21 protein-coding genes and 1 riboswitch are annotated in these 18,164 nt (G+C 44.3%); of the genes, 13 read left to right on the top strand and 8 right to left on the bottom strand.

The window, feature by feature from the left end; translation table 11 throughout:
* Positions 1 to 164: 164 nt before the first annotated feature.
* The 7 genes from LVJ86_RS02560 (at position 165) to LVJ86_RS02530 (ending at position 5,775) form a co-directional block, all read left to right on the top strand.
* Positions 165 to 1,103: a VENN motif pre-toxin domain-containing protein gene (locus LVJ86_RS02560; protein ID WP_082131242.1), complete on the top strand. Its 939-nt coding sequence runs from the start codon at positions 165 to 167 to the stop codon at positions 1,101 to 1,103.
* Positions 1,100 to 1,564, top strand: coding sequence for a hypothetical protein (locus LVJ86_RS02555; RefSeq protein WP_047760671.1), 465 nt, complete (start codon positions 1,100 to 1,102; stop codon positions 1,562 to 1,564). Before LVJ86_RS02560 ends, LVJ86_RS02555 begins: the two co-directional genes overlap by 4 nt.
* A 299-nt stretch (positions 1,565 to 1,863) precedes the next feature.
* Positions 1,864 to 2,991 (top strand): VENN motif pre-toxin domain-containing protein, encoded by a 1,128-nt coding sequence (locus tag LVJ86_RS02550; RefSeq protein ID WP_235284593.1) that lies wholly within the window; start codon positions 1,864 to 1,866, stop codon positions 2,989 to 2,991.
* 9 nt (positions 2,992 to 3,000) lie between these two features.
* A complete protein-coding gene (locus tag LVJ86_RS02545; RefSeq protein WP_053008324.1) occupies positions 3,001 to 3,333 on the top strand; it encodes a hypothetical protein in 333 nt (110 codons plus the stop codon).
* A gap of 214 nt (positions 3,334 to 3,547) precedes the next feature.
* Positions 3,548 to 4,465: a hypothetical protein gene (locus LVJ86_RS02540; protein ID WP_244702594.1), complete on the top strand. Its 918-nt coding sequence runs from the start codon at positions 3,548 to 3,550 to the stop codon at positions 4,463 to 4,465.
* A complete protein-coding gene (locus LVJ86_RS02535; RefSeq protein WP_047760673.1) occupies positions 4,401 to 5,177 on the top strand; it encodes an exodeoxyribonuclease III in 777 nt (258 codons plus the stop codon). The genes LVJ86_RS02540 and LVJ86_RS02535 overlap by 65 nt, the downstream gene beginning before the upstream one ends.
* Positions 5,178 to 5,241: 64 nt before the next feature.
* Entirely contained in the window at positions 5,242 to 5,775 is a 534-nt protein-coding gene (locus LVJ86_RS02530) for an alpha/beta hydrolase (RefSeq protein ID WP_047760674.1), read from the top strand.
* A gap of 18 nt (positions 5,776 to 5,793) precedes the next feature.
* Here the strand turns inward: LVJ86_RS02530 and LVJ86_RS02525 are convergent, their stop codons facing one another.
* The gene (locus tag LVJ86_RS02525) at positions 5,794 to 5,958 is read right to left on the bottom strand and encodes a hypothetical protein (RefSeq protein WP_161796051.1); all 165 of its coding nucleotides are present in this window, start codon (positions 5,956 to 5,958) and stop codon (positions 5,794 to 5,796) included.
* A gap of 230 nt (positions 5,959 to 6,188) precedes the next feature.
* Here LVJ86_RS02525 and bioB point away from each other — a divergent pair, with 230 nt between their 5' ends.
* Complete coding sequence (gene bioB, locus LVJ86_RS02520) at positions 6,189 to 7,196, top strand: biotin synthase BioB (RefSeq protein ID WP_047760675.1); 1,008 nt, start codon at positions 6,189 to 6,191, stop codon at positions 7,194 to 7,196.
* A gap of 424 nt (positions 7,197 to 7,620) precedes the next feature.
* On the top strand, positions 7,621 to 8,391 hold the full coding sequence (locus LVJ86_RS02515; RefSeq protein WP_047760676.1) for an MOSC domain-containing protein: 771 nt from the start codon (positions 7,621 to 7,623) through the stop codon (positions 8,389 to 8,391).
* 279 nt (positions 8,392 to 8,670) lie between these two features.
* Here LVJ86_RS02515 and LVJ86_RS02510 read toward each other — a convergent pair whose 3' ends face one another.
* The gene (locus LVJ86_RS02510; protein WP_047760677.1) at positions 8,671 to 9,534 is read right to left on the bottom strand and encodes a hypothetical protein; all 864 of its coding nucleotides are present in this window, start codon (positions 9,532 to 9,534) and stop codon (positions 8,671 to 8,673) included.
* 279 nt (positions 9,535 to 9,813) lie between these two features.
* On the opposite strand from LVJ86_RS02510, the gene LVJ86_RS02505 reads away from it, so the two are divergent.
* The gene (locus LVJ86_RS02505; protein WP_414629255.1) at positions 9,814 to 10,326 is read left to right on the top strand and encodes a hemerythrin domain-containing protein; all 513 of its coding nucleotides are present in this window, start codon (positions 9,814 to 9,816) and stop codon (positions 10,324 to 10,326) included.
* Between the two features lie 179 nt (positions 10,327 to 10,505).
* On the opposite strand, the gene LVJ86_RS02500 is transcribed toward LVJ86_RS02505, so the two are convergent.
* The 4 genes from LVJ86_RS02500 to lysM all read right to left on the bottom strand — a co-directional run bounded on the left by LVJ86_RS02500 (position 10,506) and on the right by lysM (position 14,130).
* On the bottom strand, positions 10,506 to 11,300 hold the full coding sequence (locus LVJ86_RS02500) for an ABC transporter ATP-binding protein (protein ID WP_047760679.1): 795 nt from the start codon (positions 11,298 to 11,300) through the stop codon (positions 10,506 to 10,508).
* The gene (locus LVJ86_RS02495; protein WP_047760680.1) at positions 11,297 to 12,199 is read right to left on the bottom strand and encodes an ABC transporter permease; all 903 of its coding nucleotides are present in this window, start codon (positions 12,197 to 12,199) and stop codon (positions 11,297 to 11,299) included. The genes LVJ86_RS02500 and LVJ86_RS02495 overlap by 4 nt, the downstream gene beginning before the upstream one ends.
* A 131-nt stretch (positions 12,200 to 12,330) precedes the next feature.
* Positions 12,331 to 13,296 (bottom strand): ABC transporter substrate-binding protein, encoded by a 966-nt coding sequence (locus LVJ86_RS02490; protein WP_483310653.1) that lies wholly within the window; start codon positions 13,294 to 13,296, stop codon positions 12,331 to 12,333.
* 357 nt (positions 13,297 to 13,653) lie between these two features.
* Entirely contained in the window at positions 13,654 to 14,130 is a 477-nt protein-coding gene (gene lysM, locus LVJ86_RS02485) for a peptidoglycan-binding protein LysM (RefSeq protein WP_047760682.1), read from the bottom strand.
* A gap of 306 nt (positions 14,131 to 14,436) precedes the next feature.
* Between lysM and LVJ86_RS02480 the strand changes: the two genes are divergently transcribed.
* Positions 14,437 to 15,120 (top strand): sulfite exporter TauE/SafE family protein, encoded by a 684-nt coding sequence (locus LVJ86_RS02480; RefSeq protein WP_047760683.1) that lies wholly within the window; start codon positions 14,437 to 14,439, stop codon positions 15,118 to 15,120.
* Between the two features lie 101 nt (positions 15,121 to 15,221).
* On the opposite strand, the gene LVJ86_RS02475 is transcribed toward LVJ86_RS02480, so the two are convergent.
* Together LVJ86_RS02475 and queF are read right to left on the bottom strand one after the other, a co-directional pair.
* Entirely contained in the window at positions 15,222 to 15,893 is a 672-nt protein-coding gene (locus tag LVJ86_RS02475) for a 7-cyano-7-deazaguanine/7-aminomethyl-7-deazaguanine transporter (RefSeq protein WP_047760684.1), read from the bottom strand.
* Positions 15,894 to 16,037: 144 nt separating this feature from the next.
* On the bottom strand, positions 16,038 to 16,511 hold the full coding sequence (gene queF / locus LVJ86_RS02470; RefSeq protein ID WP_047760685.1) for a preQ(1) synthase: 474 nt from the start codon (positions 16,509 to 16,511) through the stop codon (positions 16,038 to 16,040).
* Between the two features lie 4 nt (positions 16,512 to 16,515).
* Positions 16,516 to 16,560: riboswitch (PreQ1 riboswitch) on the bottom strand.
* Between the two features lie 356 nt (positions 16,561 to 16,916).
* Between queF and LVJ86_RS02465 the strand changes: the two genes are divergently transcribed.
* The gene (locus tag LVJ86_RS02465) at positions 16,917 to 17,474 is read left to right on the top strand and encodes a MoaF-related domain-containing protein (protein WP_047760686.1); all 558 of its coding nucleotides are present in this window, start codon (positions 16,917 to 16,919) and stop codon (positions 17,472 to 17,474) included.
* Between the two features lie 187 nt (positions 17,475 to 17,661).
* On the top strand, positions 17,662 to 18,156 hold the full coding sequence (locus LVJ86_RS02460) for a MarR family transcriptional regulator (protein ID WP_047760687.1): 495 nt from the start codon (positions 17,662 to 17,664) through the stop codon (positions 18,154 to 18,156).
* Positions 18,157 to 18,164: the final 8 nt, after the last annotated feature.

The raw sequence follows: 18,164 nt of genomic DNA, 5'->3' as shown, positions 1-18,164 counted from the left end.
CCGCCGAAACGGTCGGTAAAACTTTCGGGCAAAGCGGCAGTCATCCGAATGAAGCGGCACAGCTTCTCAGCCATGCCGTCATCGGCGGTTTACTGGCCTATGCCAACGGCGGCAGCTTCGGTACCGGCGCAATAGCCGGCACCGGTGCGGAGGCCGCAGCCAAAGTGATTACGGCAGGACTATACGGTCAAGAAGCAGCGGATAATCCGAACAACCTCACCGAAGATCAGAAAGAAAACATCCGCAGTCTCAGCAGTGCGGTAGGCGCATTTGTAGGCAGCATTGGCGGTGATTCGGCATTAAGCGCCCAAATCAATGCCGCCGTTGGCAAAAATGCTGTAGAAAATAATTATCTCACCCCAATACATTTCCAAAGAATGAAACGTGGTGAATTATCAACTCAAGAAGCTGAAAAAATTAGTGAATTACTAGATCAGGAAGTACAAAGATTATGTTCTACAAATCCGTATAGTGATGCATGTAGAACAGGAATTTCAAATCAAATAAAGTATATTTCTATGCAAGAAGCATGGAACGTCATGAGACAAGATGTTTCAAGAACATCTAATAAAACATTTAATTACATTTACAATACGGAAAAAGCAAAAGATAGATTGGTTCATTATATGAATACCATTGATAACCGAGCAGACTTTTTTGCAGCAAGTAACCAATATGAGAAAAACTTAGGAGTGGGGGCAAAATGGTTTGAAGGTGCAGAAAAAGTTTCTCGTAATTGTATAACAGGCCTCGGAGCAGATGGTTGCGGCTCCTATATAACATTTGGTGCTGGTAAAATCCTTTCTAATCCTGATATCTATAGTTGGCGTAAAGAAGCTGGAGATACATTAATAACACAAGGTTTTAATAATTTTAAATATTTATATAACAATAGACCCAACCCAATACAATGGGATATTAAGCAACTTAAAGATGAACAAAGAGTATTACAACCGATTCATGATAAATATCTTGCTAATAAACAGCTATTTCGGAAAGTATCTGAAATAGTAAGCGGAGTAAATATTTTAGACTACAAGTCAAGAATACAATATGGATGTAATCTCCTAGGCTATACAGAAAAGCAAGGATGTAAATCATGAAAAAACCTTCTTTTATTTTTCACTTTTTTTGTACCTCATTAACATTTTTTATTATTTCATATATTTTTTTTGCATACTTATTATTAAGCATTAATTATAAAGAAGGAAATATATTTGAAACAATAATAGACTATATTACAGGATCTTTTGGTGCTGCATTTATAGCATATCTTTATTTTTTCCTAGCACTACTTATTATTGCCACATTAAGATATTTTATAAAAAACAAAATAGTTAATCTTGTTTCAACTTTTTTATTATTATTTTGTTATGGATATGGATTATTTATTGGATTCTCAGACAATCAATACAGGCCCATACACATACCTATTTTCAAAACAAAAGAAATTTATCTTATAGCCTCAATTATCTCAAGCATTATATTTTTAATACTATTAAACATAATAACTAAACTTATAAATTCATATATAAACAGAAGAAAAAATAATATGAAATTTTAAATATATAAGTTTGATACCGTCTGAAAAAATCTTATCTTTTTCAGACGGTATACTTGTAATATAAAGCAATCTAAAGCTTTCAGACGGCCTATGCAAAAGCCCGCGATTGGGGCGTAGGCGGCAGCAACAGCCGCGCCCTAAATGCCGCAACCACCCTCATTACCGGCGTATTGGGCGGACAAAGCGACCTGCAGGCAGCCGCCAACACTCTCGCCCCTTATGCAGCAGCCGCTATCGGACAGCAGTTCGGCCACGGTGAAAACAAAAACGAAGCTGCTCAAATACTGGGACACTTCGCATTGGGCGCGACCTTGGCCTACATTAACGGCAGCAGCCCCGCATCGGGCGGCAGTGCAGCCGTAGCCGCCGAAAAAGCCGCACAATATTTGGCGCAACAGTATGACGACGGACAAACCGCCCGCGATCCGGTAACGGGAGAATTCAACGCCAACCTGTTACCCGAGCATATCAAAGATGAAATTAAATCGACTACCGGTGTAATTGCGTCTATCGTTGGCGCAACCGGAGACGGCGGCTCTGCCTTGGGTGCGCAGATTGGCGGGGTGATTGGGCAGAATGCAGTCGAGAATAACTATCTAAGTTTAAAAGATGTCAACGATTTACGTGCCGAGCTTAAACGTGCCAAGACAGACGAAGAAAAAGAAAGGATAATTGAAAAATACCGCAAAAAAGGTGAAAAGCAATCCCAAGCATTGAGAGAACTTTGTCGCAGCAAAGGGAATGAATGCCATCTGAACGCAATTGCCGACTTGAGAAATACCAATCAGGCGGCAGCGACCATCATAAATAACGGATTACTGTTCTCACTAACCGAATCAGGCAGAACCGACCTTTCGGCATGGGGCTTGGCGTTGGATTCCAACCTTCCTGACTTAACTTACCACGAAGACCAGTTAACGGACGGTGCAAAACTACTGGATACGGGGGTGAAGCTTAGTCCGGTAGTGGGAGCCGCCATTTCGGGGGCAGCAATTAAAGCAACTTCATCTAAAACATTAACGACCTTACAAAGAGGTAATCAAATAGCTAAACCTTCTCCTGTAGATGGAGAAATGGCTGCCGTGCCACAAAAGGTAACTTTGGGTGCTAAACGTGCCCAAGTATACAGCCAAAACTGGAAGGAAGCTGATTTAGACGAAACTATTAGAAAATTTGTTGGTAGCAATCCTAAAATATATTTTACCCCTAAAGGTAAAGCTATATATGAAGGAAAGAATGGGATACAGATTGTTCAGGACATTGCGGGAGGATATTTTAGAATTTTAGATACTAAAATATCTGGAAAAAGAAATTATCTTGATTTAAATGGAACTGTACCAAATAATAAAATTATATCAACGGGAAAACAGGCTGGAAGAACTACTGCTGAATATAATGAAGTAACCCATTTTAAGATTAAGAACTAGGATAAAATCATGAAGTACATCACAGTTCCTATTAATATATTAGCTTTACAGAGGTTAATGTATAATGAAGCTAGTCAAGATGAGTTAATTGAAATAACACTTAACCAGGAACAAATTAATAAACTATTTTCATCTGATTTTTTTGAAAAAATCAACTATATACTTGATATTAATATAGATGATTTCGAAAATGAAGAAATTACTGATATTAAAAAATTAATTATCCTTAGAAACTTTTTGAGAGATTGGATACAGGAAAGCCCTGAAGAAATCTATAAGCAGATATTTGATTTAGTTTCTATAGCAATAGAAAGGGAAACAGGGATTTTTTTCTTTTTTTAGCAAGTAGTAAGCGTAGGTTGGGTCAAGACCCAACTTTTTGCATTGTTAGTTTTGACAATTTCTAATCGTTACTTTTGCCGCTGATTTTCGGGCTGCCTTTACAGATTGAAAGCAGCCTGTAACTTTTCATACAGCATTTTCTTACTATTAGATCCACGCCACCCTAAGCGAAGGCCGTCTGAATATCGGCGGTAAAGCAACCACCACACAGGAATTGGGCATCAACAGCGATGCGGCAGCCGCCCACCGCCAAATCGACGCCCTGCCCGATATCCGCGAGGTGATGCAGAAACAGCAAACCGTTGCCAAAGCCACTACCGACATCTTCTCCGCCGTACGCACCATTAGCGGCAATATGGCTGCCGATGCCCTAAAAGAGCAAGAAACCGCCCGCGCAGAAGCCCTCAACAACCTGTCGCCCGAACAACAAATGCATTACGCCAATCTGGACGACACAGGAAAAACCCTCTTTCTGCTAAACAATAGCGAAAGCTTTCAGACGGCCTATGCAAAAGCCCGCGATTGGGGCGTAGGCGGCAGCAACAGCCGCGCCCTAAATGCCGCAACCACCCTCATTACCGGCGCATTGGGCGGACAAAGCGACCTGCAGGCAGCCGCTATCGGACAGCAGTTCGGCCACGGTGAAAACAAAAACGAAGCCGCCCAAATACTGGGACACTTCGCATTGGGCGCGACCTTGGCCTACATTAACGGCAGCAGCCCCGCATTGGGCGCGACCTTGGCCTACATTAACGGCAGCAGCCCCGCATTGGGCGCGACCTTGGCCTACATTAACGGCAGCAGCCCCGCATTGGGCGCGACCTTGGCCTACATTAACGGCAGCAGCCCCGCATTGGGCGCGACCTTGGCCTACATTAACGGCAGCAGCCCCGCATCGGGCGGCAGCACAGCCGTAGCCGCCGAAAAAGCCGCACAACAATATAACTGCATGATAACAACCAAACAAAATAGCAAAAGCAATAAAATAACTATTATTTTCCCCAAACTGTCCAAAAAGGTTTTCAGGTACAATACAACCTTTCAATTTTTTCCTTTTCCAAACATTTATGCTGAAAATTATCTCTGCCAATGTAAACGGTATTCGCTCTGCCGCTCAAAAAGGCTTTATTGAATATCTTGCCCGAGTGGATGCCGATGTGGTATGCGTACAAGAATTAAAAGCCCAAGAGGCTGATATGAAGCCTGAAATGCGTAATCCGAATGGTATGCACGGTGTATGGCATTGTGCCGAAAAACGCGGCTACAGCGGTGTGGCCATTTATAGCAAACAGGCTCCGGATAATGTTCAATATGGTATGGGTATTGAAGAATTTGACCGTGAGGGCCGTTTTGTACGTGCCGATTTCGGTAATCTCTCCGTTATTTCGCTTTACTTACCCTCGGGTACCAGCGCACCGGAACGACAAGAACTCAAATACCGTTTTCTCGATGCGTTTTACCCGATGTTGGAAACTATGAAAATGGAAGGCCGTGATATTGTGGTATGCGGTGACTGGAATATCGCCCATCAAAATATCGACTTGAAAAACTGGAAAGGCAATCAGAAAAACTCGGGCTTTTTACCCGAAGAGCGTGAATGGATAGGCAAAGTGATTCGCGATTTGGGCTGGGTGGATATGTGGCGCAAATTGTACCCCGAAGTACCTGGTTATACTTGGTGGAGCAACCGCGGGCAGGCCTATGCGAAAGATGTGGGCTGGCGTATCGACTATCAAATGGTAACGCCTCACTTGGCCGAACGCGCACTGCACGCCCATATTTATAAAGATGAAAAATTCTCCGATCATGCGCCTTTAGTGGTGGAATATGATTATTCGCTGTAAACTGCTTTAGCCCTACTGTTTATTTTCTATCCGATAAGGCCGTCTGAAACTTTTAGGCAAAGCCATGCATACGCAAGAACTCGAAGACCTTACCCTACTGCTGGTCCGCGATGCGGACGAGCCTGAAATGTGGATCGACCGTTGGGCAGTCAGTTATCCCACCGTCCGCCTTACGGAAGTTTCTCAAAACCAGACAATTGCTCACTGGCAACAGGTTATTGGACAGGCTTGGCAGGATATACATAGTCGGAATATCGCTGTAGTTTCACATGGCGCGGGCGTGTCCGGCTGGCTGGCATGGCTTTATCTCGCAGATGTCAACACGCAAAAGCGGATCAAAAATATGATTTTGGTTTCGCCTCTGCAACACGCGTTTCCCGATGATGGCTGCCATACACTGCAAAGGGTACGTTGTCACTGCAAAACCGCTTTGGTTATCGGAAATAACGACCCTTACTGCACCCGTGAATGGGCAGCTTCACAAGCGGCCTGTTGGAATGCCCGCTTACTTACGTCGCCTCATGAAGGCCATTTGAACGGTTATCTGCATGGTTGGCAGTGGGGAATGAAATTAATGCAGGAAATGCTACTCAATTAACACCGGCTGCTAAAGCCTTCACCAAGCGGCTGCTCCTAAAAAGTTATGCGGCTTGCAGCCCAACCTCGTGTTTCCTACCGCCGCAGCACCTCTTTCGCTCCATCTCAAAAAAATATACGTATCAATTAAACGAACTTTTTCTGGCTGGCTTTCTTTAAATACCGGCCTTTCTATTTCTTTCATCCCACACCAACCTCATAAAAGGAAAAGCCAATCCGATGTAAAGCATTCCTACCATATATCAAATATGTCCGCCACTTATTTGTATGCTACACTAAGCGGCACATACTGGGGCCGCCTGAATCCTTATAGCTTTCAGACGGCCTTATCCCTACCACCGCCCTTGCAAACATTGCGCTTGCAAACGGCACGTCAGCGTCATTGCGCCGCTGCAAACCACAGAAAGCCATATCATGACCGTATCCCCAGTTGCCTTGCGCCGCCAAAGCGAACGCAACCCGCACGCTACCGCACAATATTGGCGCAAATGCCAAGTAGAAGAACTGTTTGAAATGCCGTTTCTCGACTTAATTTACCGGGCCGCAGAAGTACACCGCCGGCATTTCAACCCACAAGAAATCCAACTCTCTACCTTACTCTCCATCAAAACCGGCGGTTGCCCCGAAGATTGCGAGTATTGCCCGCAATCGGCGCATTACAGCACCGAGGTTCAAAAAGAAACCATGATGGATGTGGCCGAAATTCTCGAAAAAGCACAAATCGCCAAAGCACGCGGAGCCAGCCGTTTCTGTATGGGTGCTGCCTGGCGCGGCCCCAAACCAAAAGATGTCGAACAAGTTAGCGAAATTATCGCCGCCGTCAAAAATCTCGGCTTGGAAACTTGCGGCACCTTCGGCATGCTCGAAGAAGGCATGGCCGAAGACCTCAAAAATGCCGGACTGGATTACTACAACCATAATCTCGATACCGACCCCGAGCGTTACAACGACATTATCCATACCCGCCAACACGAAGACCGTATGGATACCTTAGGTAAAGTACGCCGTGCCGGTTTGAAAGTATGCTGCGGCGGTATCGTCGGCATGAACGAAAGCCGTCCCGAGCGTGCCGGCTTGATCGCCAGCCTCGCCAATCTCGACCCCCAGCCCGAAAGCGTACCCATCAACCAACTGGTAAAAGTAGAAGGCACGCCGCTGGCCGATGCCGAAGACTTAGACTGGACAGAATTCGTACGCACCATTGCCGTTGCCCGCATTACCATGCCCAACAGCTATGTACGGCTTTCGGCAGGGCGCGGCGAAATGCCCGAAGCCATGCAGGCCATGTGTTTTCTGGCAGGTGCCAACTCTATTTTCTACGGCAACAAGCTATTGACTACCGGTAACCCCGAAGAAGACAAAGACCGCCTGCTGATGGACAAATTAGGCTTGCGGCCTCTGCAATACCAAACAGAAGCCTAAGATACTTCACTCTTCGTTTGCCCGATATTAAAAGCCGACAGTTTGTGAACTGTCGGCTTTTAATATCGGTATACCCATAAATACACACCAGCCCGATGAATTTCAAAATATATCGTCTGACAACCTCCCATATCATTTTAAGCCTTAAACTGCATTAAAAGCCTATCAACACCATCATACATTCAGACAGCCTTTTACATCACAAATACAGATACGTTTTCCAATAATTAAAAGGCAAGCAACATTCAGAATCCGACAACTTAAATTACAGTCAAAATCTCTTTACAATCAAAATCTATCGCGTATGTTGAAGAGAGAATGGTTTTACGATAACGTTGGAGCCTTCAGGCCACCCATCCAAATGCCGATTACGGCCTTGCTCTGCTTGCCACTTGCTCCAACCACACGGAAACGGAAGTCCACTATGCAACTGACCGAACTAATTTACTATCCCGTTAAATCCATGCGCGGCATCAACATGGCACAAACGGAAATCCTACCCATGGGCATTAAACACGACCGCTGCTGGCTGCTGACCGACCTTACAGGCAATTTCATCACCGCCCGCAAATATCCCCAACTACTTCTATGGCAGGCAACAGTGGAAACCGATGGTTTATACCTGACCGCACCTGATGGAGAATCCCGCTTTTTTCCTACCAAAAAATTTACGTTAACAAGCAATGTAACCGTATGGAAAGATACTTTTGCCGCACAACAAAACACCAATGATACAGACCCATGGTTAAGCAGCAAAATCGGTACGCAATGCCGTCTGAATTATATCGGCGCACCAAGCAACCGTACCCTTGCCGGCACGGACACCCCTCTTTCCTTTGCCGACGGTGCACCCTATCTGCTTACCAACCAAGCCTCTTTGGCAGCTCTGAATGCCACCCTGCCCCGCACAGTGGAAATGCGCCGCTTTCGCCCTAACCTCGTGATTAACGGTATCGAAGCGTATGAAGAAGAAAGCTGGCGGGAAATTCAAATCGGTAATGTGCGGTTTGAATTATTCAAACCTTGTACACGCTGTGTGATGACTACCGTAGATTTGCACAACGGTGAAAAAGACCCCCAACAACAGCCGCTGAAAACCCTAGCCCAAACCCGAAAAGCCATTTTCGGCATGAACATGCGGGCGCTCAACAGCGGCACGGTTGCCGTAGGTGATGCTGTTACCGTATTGGCATAATTTTGTTTGCAATCATATAAGCTATCAATGAAAACAGAAAAATCACTTTTATATCAATTAATTGACACAAACTTGTTTAGCCGCCACGGGTCATAACTCATAATTTACGCGCCCAGTTATGACGGCTTTCTCCTACTCAATAAAATCAAACCACATAGACTAAACTACAATCACCTAGCACCAGCATTGGCTATAATAGGTTTACTAAGGTTATTGCAAATTTATAGGCCGTCTGAAACTCAATATTTCAGACGGCCTATCACCTCGTACCAATCAATTTTATGCGCTTAATTTCTCCAGCCACTGATATTGCCGGTCGAAAGGTGCACCCAAATCATAATCTGCCATCCACGGATAAGATTCACTATATTCAGACGGCATCGGTGCCAAAGCCAAGCCGCGCGGCGCAATATTCGAAGCAATGTTCAATACGAAACCATGCAATTGCGCCACCCGCAAATAGATCAATACCTGCGGCTGTAAACAGAAATCCCACCCGCAAAGCATACCTTGGGCGGAACGGCGTGCGGTAGCAGGTTCGAGCAAAGAAGTGAGCGAACCGATCATTGCTTTGATATTCCCCTCTGCCAACGCCTGCAAAAATTGAAAATCCGCCAAACGCTTCTGCATTGCTTTAGTTACCGGTTTTTCTAAAAATAACGCACAACGCTGCGCCACAGCAGAAAAATCGCCTTTCAAAGCCAATAAAATCGTTTGCGCCAAATACGGTTCGCCATCCACACCGGAAAACTTAAACCCACCCTGCCCGATATGTTCGGTATTTTGCTGCAAAAATCCGATTAAAGCAGGATTTCCCGACATTAAAGCCGCAAACAAAATATAGATATAATTTCCGCTATGAACCTTAAACGGCTGGCCGCCATGACCATCATTAAAAGCAGCCATAATATGCAGTTTGCCCGCCGTATAGCACTCTTGACGGAAAGCTCGGAGATCGGTCTGCTCTAATGCAACAAAAGCACGGGCAAAATGGATATTTGATAATTTATCCAATGCTTCAAGAGCCGCCGAACCGCCCGCGTGAATCCGTTCAATCAGAGATTGCGTATCCGATGCGGCCAGTTGCCGCCCTACCGCCCATTCCCGGTCGTATTCGGCACGGTTTTTCGCCAACATATACATGTTTTTCCCCTTATCGAACCGTTATTAAAACCATACTAAATTAGCATATTTTCAGACGGCCTGAAACTTTATCCGCCGTTTTCCGCTTGGCCCTACATACGGATTGTATCAAGTGCGGCACAATAGTTATTATCTTTACTATTTTACATCCGAATAGTGATGCACAACTTTCTCGATGGCACATGTTGCCGCTAGTCATTCTGAAGAATGGCAATACCGCACCAATCGGCTATCATATAAATTAATCATTTTGTCGGAAAGCCTACTGTCATGATACAAATTACACCCGCCGGCCAAACAAGCACAACCTTTGCAGAGCCTGTCGAAATGCTGTACGCATGCCACGAAAAAGTACGCCGTTTCTGCAACGATATTAATCTTCTACCGCAACACATTGCCGAAAAAGGATATGACGCTGTTGCAGTCCAAGCCGTACGACAAATCATCCGCTACTTCACACAGGCTGCGCCACTTCACCATCAAGACGAAGAAGAGGACTTTTTCCCTCTATTGGTACAATATGCCCCGCAAACTCAAAATGATATCAACCTGCTGTTACAACAGCACGAATCCCTTCATCTCAATTGGTTAGCACTTACCGCAGAATTTGAAAAATTAACCGGCGACACACCATATCTTCCGAATGAAGAAATTCTGCGTCGTTTTACGCGAGCCTATAAACAACACTTGGCGCTGGAAGAACCCTTATTTGAGCTAGGCAAAAAATTTATTCCGGTCGAACAGTTAACCATTATCGGTGAAAAAATGGCCGCACGCCGCCGCCAGGCTTAAGTTTTATTTATCAATTTAAAGCCTGATACTCCCATCATTTTTTAGTCAATTAAAAATAAACTTTTTTCAAACCTATCTGGCCCAAAGTAAAAAATGCCGTCTGAAACTTAGTTTCAGACGGCATAGCATATTTGGCCGGCAATTATTCAATATTAAACAGTTCAATCATTTTACAATAATCAACCCAATAATAATGTATCATCCGCCACTTTCTCACCACGCGTGCGCTCAAACATGTCCAACAAATCAGGAACATCCATACCCGCACGCTCCTCACCTGATACATCCAACACCACCTGCCCTTGATGCAGCATTACCGTACGGCTACCGTGATCCAAAGCCTGCCGCATCGAATGGGTAACCATCATGGCCGTGAGTTTGTTTTCATTCACGATACGGTCGGTCAGCTCCAATACAAAAGCCGCCGTTTTCGGGTCGAGTGCGGCGGTATGCTCATCAAGCAACAAAATCTTACTGGGCTGCAAGCTAGCCATCAGCAAACTAACCGCCTGCCTCTGTCCGCCCGAGAGCAAGCCCATACGGTCGGTTAAACGGTTTTCCAAACCCAACTTCAGTATTGAAAGTTTTTCACGGAAAAGCTCGCGGTTCGCCTTATTCAAAGCCAACCCCAAGCCGCGTTTTTGTCCACGCTTATAAGCAAGTGCCATGTTTTCTTCAATACTCAGAGCTTCACAAGTTCCTGCCATCGGATCTTGAAACACCCGAGCGACAAGATGTGCGCGCTTATGGGCGGGCAAACGGGTAACATCTTGACCGTTAATCGTAATCACTCCCGAGTCCACCTGCAAATCACCGCTGATGGCATTTAAAAATGTAGATTTACCCGCGCCGTTGCTGCCGATAACGGTTATAAATTCACCATCTGCAATGCTCAAGCTGGTGCCGCGCAAGGCCGGGTTTTCAATCGGCGTACCCGGGTTAAAAGTAATTTTCAGATTATCGGCGCGCATCATGATGAATGTTTCCTTTTCAAGCGGCGTTTAATATAGGGCATACGCAAAGCAATCACGACTAAAACAGCGGTAAGCAGATTCAAATCTTGCGGGCCGAAACCTATGTTGCGCAAAGTTTCGCTGCCTAAGGCCAAGGCGATAAACAAACGGTATAGCACCGCCCCTACCACCACCGATAGTATCCATACCCACACACGCTTACTCGGCATTAAAGTTTCGCCGATAATCACTGCCGCCAAACCGATCACAATCGTACCTACACCGATAGAAATATCAGCACCGCCCTGTGTTTGCACAAACAGCGCGCCGCCCAATGCAACCAGTGCATTGGAAATCGCCATACCGATAATAATCATCTTAGACGTACCCACGCCCTGTGCCCTAGCCATACGGCCGTTAGCCCCCGTCGAGCGCATCGACAAACCCGCTTCTGTTGAGAAAAACCAGTCCATAACCAGTTTTGCCACTATCACGAAACCCAAAATCACCAGCGGCTGCACCCAATATTGATTACTGAAATCCTCGGCAACAAATGGAGTAAATACGGTACTCTCCCCAATCAGCGGTACATTCGGCGCCCCCATAATTCTGAGGTTGACGGAATACAGCGCGACCATCACCAAAATACTGGCCAAGAGCTGCAAAATACCCAGCGACACATGCAACCAGGCAGTAACCACACCGGCTACCGCGCCTGCAAGCATTCCTGCGGCACAAGCTAACCACGGATTTACCCCGCTTACGATACAAACTGCGGCCACCGCACCACCCAAGGGAAAACTGCCGTCGGCAGTCAGATCAGGAAAATCCAAAATGCGGAAGGAAATCAACACACCGATGGCTACCAGTGCATAAATCAAACCGCTTTCAAACGCTCCGAATAATGCTTCTATAGACATTTTTTTCTGCTTATTTTTCAAACTGTAAATCCAACAATAAAGACCGTCCGAATAATGATTTCCGTTCAGACGGCCTTTATGGTTCCGAGAGACTGCGTAAAACCTTCAGCAATCTCATCCAATGTTCTGCTTTACTCCTGTACCTCTGCCGCCTCTTTCAAAACTTCATCCGAAAGAGTCAGGCCTTGCTCTTGCGCATGCTTTTTATTCACGATCAGATCAAGCTTGTCCATGCGGACAGAAGGAATATCGCCGGCTTTTTCACCTTTTAGAATACGGGCAACCGTTTCTCCGGTTTTCTTACCCAGATCAATATAATTAACACCCAATGCGGCTACTGCACCGCGCTTTACCGAACCGGTATCAGATGCCAAAAGTGGCAGCTTATTTTCTACGGCTACTTTGTAAAGCGACTCAAATGCAGACACCACATTGTTATCCAATGAAGTATAGATCAAATCAGCTTTGCCTTTCAGGCTGCGGGCAGCAGTCGGCACATCGGCACTGCGCTGTGCAGGAGCAGCCTCTACGGTGATATTTTGAGGAATCAAGGCTGCTTTCAGCTGATCCAATACGACCGTTGAATTTACTTCTCCCGGGCTATACACATAGCCGACGGATTTTACATTAGGCACAATTTTCTTGATCAATTCGATCTGCGGCTCCAACGGCAGCTCATCAGAAACGCCGGTAACGTTTGTTTTAGAAGCCTCCCAACTCGGCACCAGTTTCGCCGCAACCGGATCAGTTACTGCCGCATATACGATCGGAATGGTTTTGGTTGCCGCAACCATGGATTGTGCACTGGGTGTGGCGATGGCAACAATCACATCGGGTTTGTCGCCTGCAAATTTCTTCGCAATTTGCCCCGCTGTAGCCGTACTGCCCTGTGCGGATTGGAAATCGACTTTCAGGTTTTTACCCTCTTCAAAACCTTGTGTTTTCAGCTCCTCTATCACACCTTTACGCACACTCTCCAAAGCAGGATGGTCGACAATGGCTGTGATTGCTACATACTTTACGGTTCCGGCAGCAGGAGCGGCATCAGTAGCAGCGGCACTTTTCTGCTCGGCAGGCGAACATGCGGCCAAAGCCATCGCAGCCACTGCAAGCAATGAAAATTTAGTAGTATATGTTTTGCTCATTTTTTATCCTTATCGGGCAAACAAAATAGTCTGTGCTTCGAATATTAGGCGAAAAAAAAATAAATTGCACTGGGTAAAATTACATGAATCGATACCTAAAACATGATTTGAAAAAATTTAATTCTAAAAAAAAATTACTTTAAATAAATTTATGTCAAATTAGCTTCACTACAAAACACTTAAAAATAAAATGAATGAAATTTTCGTAGCAATATGGTTTATTCAAAAACATCTGAACACAAAAAGGCCGTCTGAAACTTTTTTCAGACGGCCTTAGGATAAGGTCGTTAGTTATCCAATAAACTGAGCTTATTCAGGAATACGCAACTTCTGCCCCGGATAAATTTTGTTGGGATCACTCAACATAGGCTTATTGGCCTCGAAGATCTTCATATATTTGTTGGCATCACCATAGTATTTTTTAGCAATACCAGACAAAGTATCACCACTTACCACATCATGATATTGTGCAGCAGAGGCAGCAGGGAATACCAAATTATTATCAACATCAGCCACACCGGTTACATTGCCGGCAGCCAGCACTGCTTTTTCGGCAGCTTCTTGAGAAGGTGCTGAGCCGTTTAAGGTAACCTTGCCGGTCGCACCGTCGAAAGATACTGCCAAACCGGTTAAACCGAGATTTTGTTTTTCGATATAGGTTTGGATCGCAGCAGAAGCTTTACCGTTCAAATCCGCCACATTGGCAGCAGCCGCAGCCGCTACTTCTTTTTCATCTTTACCAAACAGCTTTTCACCTGCATTTTTAACAAAGCTAAACAGCCCCATAATTTAGACTCCCTAAGAGATTTAAAAACCCGAGCCACGCCCGGTTCGTTTATAAGATTCCATTTAGCCGCCAAATTTTCAAGCAGCATTTGTAAAAATTACTCGAATTTACATATGGATATACCTATCTAATAGATCTTTCTTCCATGGAAATCAAATGCAAGATCTCCCCAAAAAGAGCTTCCTTAATATTATTCCCTTTACAATTTATGTGTATTGCACTGTCCACAAATCAGCAGCCTAAAGATATTATTGCTACAATAACTGCTACTGCTTCATCATTATTCCAACCAAGCGGCAACAGCCATGAGCGGCAACATTACCTTATTTACATTATTTTTAATCGGCTTTTTCGGGGGCGGACATTGTGTCGGCATGTGCGGTGGACTCTCCAGCGCATTTGCCTTACAGCTGCCATCGCACATCCGGCGCTTTTGGTTGATTTTACTGCTTAATATCGGCCGCATCTCCAGTTATACGATTATAGGTGTCTTACTCGGACTACTAGGCCAAGTCGGTATTTCATTAGATCAAACCCGTAGCATTCAAAATATTTTATTCATCGCCGCCCATATACTTCTACTGCTGTTAGGCCTGTATCTGGCTGGTCTTACCAACACCGCCAGCAAAATCGAAAACCTAGGCCGCCCAATATGGAGGCGCTTAAATCCTCTGCTCAACAAATTACTACCGATACGCTCACTACCGGCTTGTTTGGGAGTCGGTATTTTATGGGGCTGGTTACCTTGCGGATTGGTATATAGCGCATCACTTTACGCACTAGGTAGTGGGAGTGCCTTAAAAGGCGGGTTGTATATGCTGGCTTTTGCCTTGGGAACCCTGCCTAATTTGCTTGCAATGGGCTTTTTCGCAAGCCAACTTAAAGGATTTCTGCAACAACAATATGTCCGTTTTATAGCTGGCATGCTGGTATGTGCTTGGGCCTTGTGGCAATTGGCTTATTTTACATGGCAGCAATCTTTTTTTTAAAACGAAATATGGATGGCTTAGCTTTCCGCAATAAGAAAACCGGCCTCTCTAAAGCCGGTTTTCCAGAATAATAGGCCAACAAAAAATCTTGAAGCCAGTTGTTAAGCAGATTCAAACAAAGGTTCTTCTTTCTTCTTTAAAGTCGTCAGTTTGGCCGTCAAATACTTCAAAATCACACCGTATGCGGGTAAAAAGAATAAACCGCAAATAATCAGTTTGAATAAGAAATCAACAAACGCAATCTCTGGCCAATTGGCCGCCATGAAACTGTCACTACTGGCGTAAAAAGCTATACTGAAGAAAACCAAAGTATCAACCGCATTACCAAATCCTGTTGAAGCTGCAGGCGCAACCCACCAAGCTTTCAGACGGCGTAAGCGATTAAAAACAAAAATATCCAAAAGCTGCCCTACTACATAAGCAGCAAAACTAGCCAAGGCAATCCGCCCGACAAAGGTGTTAAAACTGAACAGAGAGGCCAAGCCCATCCAATTTCCCTCGCTGAACAACACCGAAACCACATAAGACAACAGTAAGGCCGGCAGCATCACCCAAAAAATAATCCGACGTGCCAAATATTGGCCGAAAATGCGTACTGTCAAATCGGTAGTTAGAAAAATAAAGGGAAAAGTAAAAGCTCCCCAGGTGGTATGAAAACCAAAAATTTCAAATGGAAACTGCACCAAATAATTACTGGCCGCAATAACTAAAATATGAAAAAAGCACAACCAAACCAAAGCTTTGCTTTGTTGTTCCGCTGTAAAATGATACATAACAATCTTTCAATCAGAATAAAGTAAACCGCATACCTCTATCATTCATCATTGGCATACAAAAGCAGCCGGAAAGAAACTTTCAGACGGCATACCAATTGAGGTATTTCACTTAAGCTTAAAAAATAATCGGGTAATTTTTGTTTAAGGCAAATCGTAAGTAAAGAGGCGGTTTTCAGCCATTTTTTCAAAGCGTGTTCCCGGGCGCCCATAATTGGCAAACGGGTGAATAGCAATACCTCCGCGGGGGGTAAACTCCCCCAGTACTTCGATATACTTAGGCTGCATCAACAAAATCAGATCCTTCATGATGATATTCACACAATCTTCATGAAAATCACCTTGATTCCTGAAACTAAAGAGATAGAGTTTGAGTGATTTACTTTCCACCATTTTCACGTCAGGAATATAACGGATATAGATAGTGGCGAAATCCGGCTGCCCGGTCATCGGGCACAGGCTGGTAAATTCAGGACATACGAACTTAACGAGATATTCATTATCCGGATGCTTATTGTCAAAAGCTTCCAGTACTTCCGGAGCATATTCGGTTTTATATTGGGTATTATTATCACCCAATAAAGTAATCCCGTCTAACTCCTGTTCACTTCTAGACATATCAATTTCCTTAGTTTTTTTATGTGGGAGGTTCTCGAACCACAAGTGCAATTTTTAAATTATAGCATTAAACCGATAACACATAAATTTTACGTCTCCATATTTAATTCAAACTGTAATAATTGGTATTTTAATACTCCTATTTTCCATTTTCATGGAATATAGAAACACCATCATAACGTAGGAAAATTCCCAATCCGTCCCCAAACATTAATGCAACAAATATGCAAAAATACTTTTGTTATAGAATATAACTGCATCATTTTTATGAAAAATAAAATAATAATTCTTAATGCTATTTTATTAGTAAAGTATAGAAACTAAATTCAAATCTAAAAGTCTAACTGGAGATACAAGGTATTTAATTTATAAATAAAACAAATTCAATGGAGTATGAGTTGCACTATGTTTAGACCAATTATTTATTACGGTATAGGTATTTGGGCCGCGGCATTGCCGGCCTGGGGTCTAGAATATAAGATCCTTACTCCCGATATCACCTTTCCTGTCCGCATTGAAAAAGAAGCAGCCCCCACAGTAGCTATGCCCCAAACAGATGCTGCATTTTCAATTAAAATTGAACACCCTTCTCCTTCACCAACACCCGAAAATACTGCTATTGCATCAAGCCCGTTTGCAAACAACGGTCAATCTCCCTTCCCAGCTGCCGGCAGAACATACCGTATTGATTTCGGCAACGAACGTTATAATTTTACCGTTGTTTCTGATAATGAAATTCTCCTCACTCCAATTACTCAAGGCAGCATATACCGTACTCATGCAGCCATCACAACAGTATCTCCCACCCTTTATCTCATTAGCTGGCGCACAACAGACAATCAACCGCGAACCCAAGTACTAGACTTAAGGAAAGCCGCCATATACGAGCACTCCACCGATCAAAATACACTTTCCCTAAAAAAAGGTATTTTGACATTGCTCCCCAAACCTGGCGAAAGCTAAAAATAGAAAAGCAACCTGCAACACAACTCACAATAAAACAATTCAAGAAGTGATTAAACCGCCTGTTGCATAGCTTAACCGATTATCTATTTTATAGCCTACCTGCATTTACCCTCTGCTAACATGAAGTTTCCACTGTTAATGTAACTTAAGGTTTTGCTTAAATCTAATTTTCGAGATAATAAATATGAGTTTTTCACAAGCCGAATTATCTAATGCTTTACGCCTGCTTTCCGAGCGACTGCCTCAATTTTCAGAACCGCAGGCACGGGCAACCCGCATGCTTCGTGTTGTTACCGAACGCTTGAGCAGCAAACTGAATGAAAGTCTGAAAGCTTACGGCATTAATGAAAACCTTTGGTTTGCCGTAATGGCGGTATATGTAAGCCCAAACAGTGAAATTCTTCCCTCCCGCCTGAGCGATTTGATGGATCTGACCCGTACCAGTGCTACCCGTCTTTCCGACGAAATGGTAGAGCGCGGCTGGGTAGAACGGCATATAAACCAACAAGACCGTCGGCAAATCGTGCTAAAATTAACTGCCGAAGGTGAATCATTCATCCAGAAAATTTGGCCTAAGATTTCTGATAATGGCGATAATGTCTGGGACGTATTTACCGAAGAAGATTATACCCAACTGCACCATCTGCTGAGCAAACTGCTGACCCGACTGAACAACTGATTTGGTCG

The organism is Neisseria arctica (genome assembly GCF_022870905.1).
Lineage (GTDB): Bacteria > Pseudomonadota > Gammaproteobacteria > Burkholderiales > Neisseriaceae > Neisseria > Neisseria arctica.
Note: the sequence above shows the minus strand (reverse complement) of the source record. Positions and strands in the feature narration are given on the sequence as shown.

Coding starts and splice junctions, on each gene's coding strand:
- LVJ86_RS02530 (WP_047760674.1), top strand. CDS start 5,242: ATGCATACGCAAGAACTCGAAGACCTTACCCTACTGCTGGTCCGCGAT.
- LVJ86_RS02490 (WP_483310653.1), bottom strand. CDS start 13,296: ATGGCTTTGGCCGCATGTTCGCCTGCCGAGCAGAAAAGTGCCGCTGCT.
- LVJ86_RS02515 (WP_047760676.1), top strand. CDS start 7,621: ATGCAACTGACCGAACTAATTTACTATCCCGTTAAATCCATGCGCGGC.
- LVJ86_RS02545 (WP_053008324.1), top strand. CDS start 3,001: ATGAAGTACATCACAGTTCCTATTAATATATTAGCTTTACAGAGGTTA.
- LVJ86_RS02555 (WP_047760671.1), top strand. CDS start 1,100: ATGAAAAAACCTTCTTTTATTTTTCACTTTTTTTGTACCTCATTAACA.
- bioB (WP_047760675.1), top strand. CDS start 6,189: ATGACCGTATCCCCAGTTGCCTTGCGCCGCCAAAGCGAACGCAACCCG.
- LVJ86_RS02460 (WP_047760687.1), top strand. CDS start 17,662: ATGAGTTTTTCACAAGCCGAATTATCTAATGCTTTACGCCTGCTTTCC.
- LVJ86_RS02475 (WP_047760684.1), bottom strand. CDS start 15,893: ATGTATCATTTTACAGCGGAACAACAAAGCAAAGCTTTGGTTTGGTTG.
- LVJ86_RS02510 (WP_047760677.1), bottom strand. CDS start 9,534: ATGTATATGTTGGCGAAAAACCGTGCCGAATACGACCGGGAATGGGCG.
- LVJ86_RS02480 (WP_047760683.1), top strand. CDS start 14,437: ATGAGCGGCAACATTACCTTATTTACATTATTTTTAATCGGCTTTTTC.
- lysM (WP_047760682.1), bottom strand. CDS start 14,130: ATGGGGCTGTTTAGCTTTGTTAAAAATGCAGGTGAAAAGCTGTTTGGT.
- LVJ86_RS02525 (WP_161796051.1), bottom strand. CDS start 5,958: ATGAAAGAAATAGAAAGGCCGGTATTTAAAGAAAGCCAGCCAGAAAAA.
- LVJ86_RS02535 (WP_047760673.1), top strand. CDS start 4,401: ATGCTGAAAATTATCTCTGCCAATGTAAACGGTATTCGCTCTGCCGCT.
- LVJ86_RS02465 (WP_047760686.1), top strand. CDS start 16,917: ATGTTTAGACCAATTATTTATTACGGTATAGGTATTTGGGCCGCGGCA.
- LVJ86_RS02495 (WP_047760680.1), bottom strand. CDS start 12,199: ATGTCTATAGAAGCATTATTCGGAGCGTTTGAAAGCGGTTTGATTTAT.
- queF (WP_047760685.1), bottom strand. CDS start 16,511: ATGTCTAGAAGTGAACAGGAGTTAGACGGGATTACTTTATTGGGTGAT.
- LVJ86_RS02500 (WP_047760679.1), bottom strand. CDS start 11,300: ATGATGCGCGCCGATAATCTGAAAATTACTTTTAACCCGGGTACGCCG.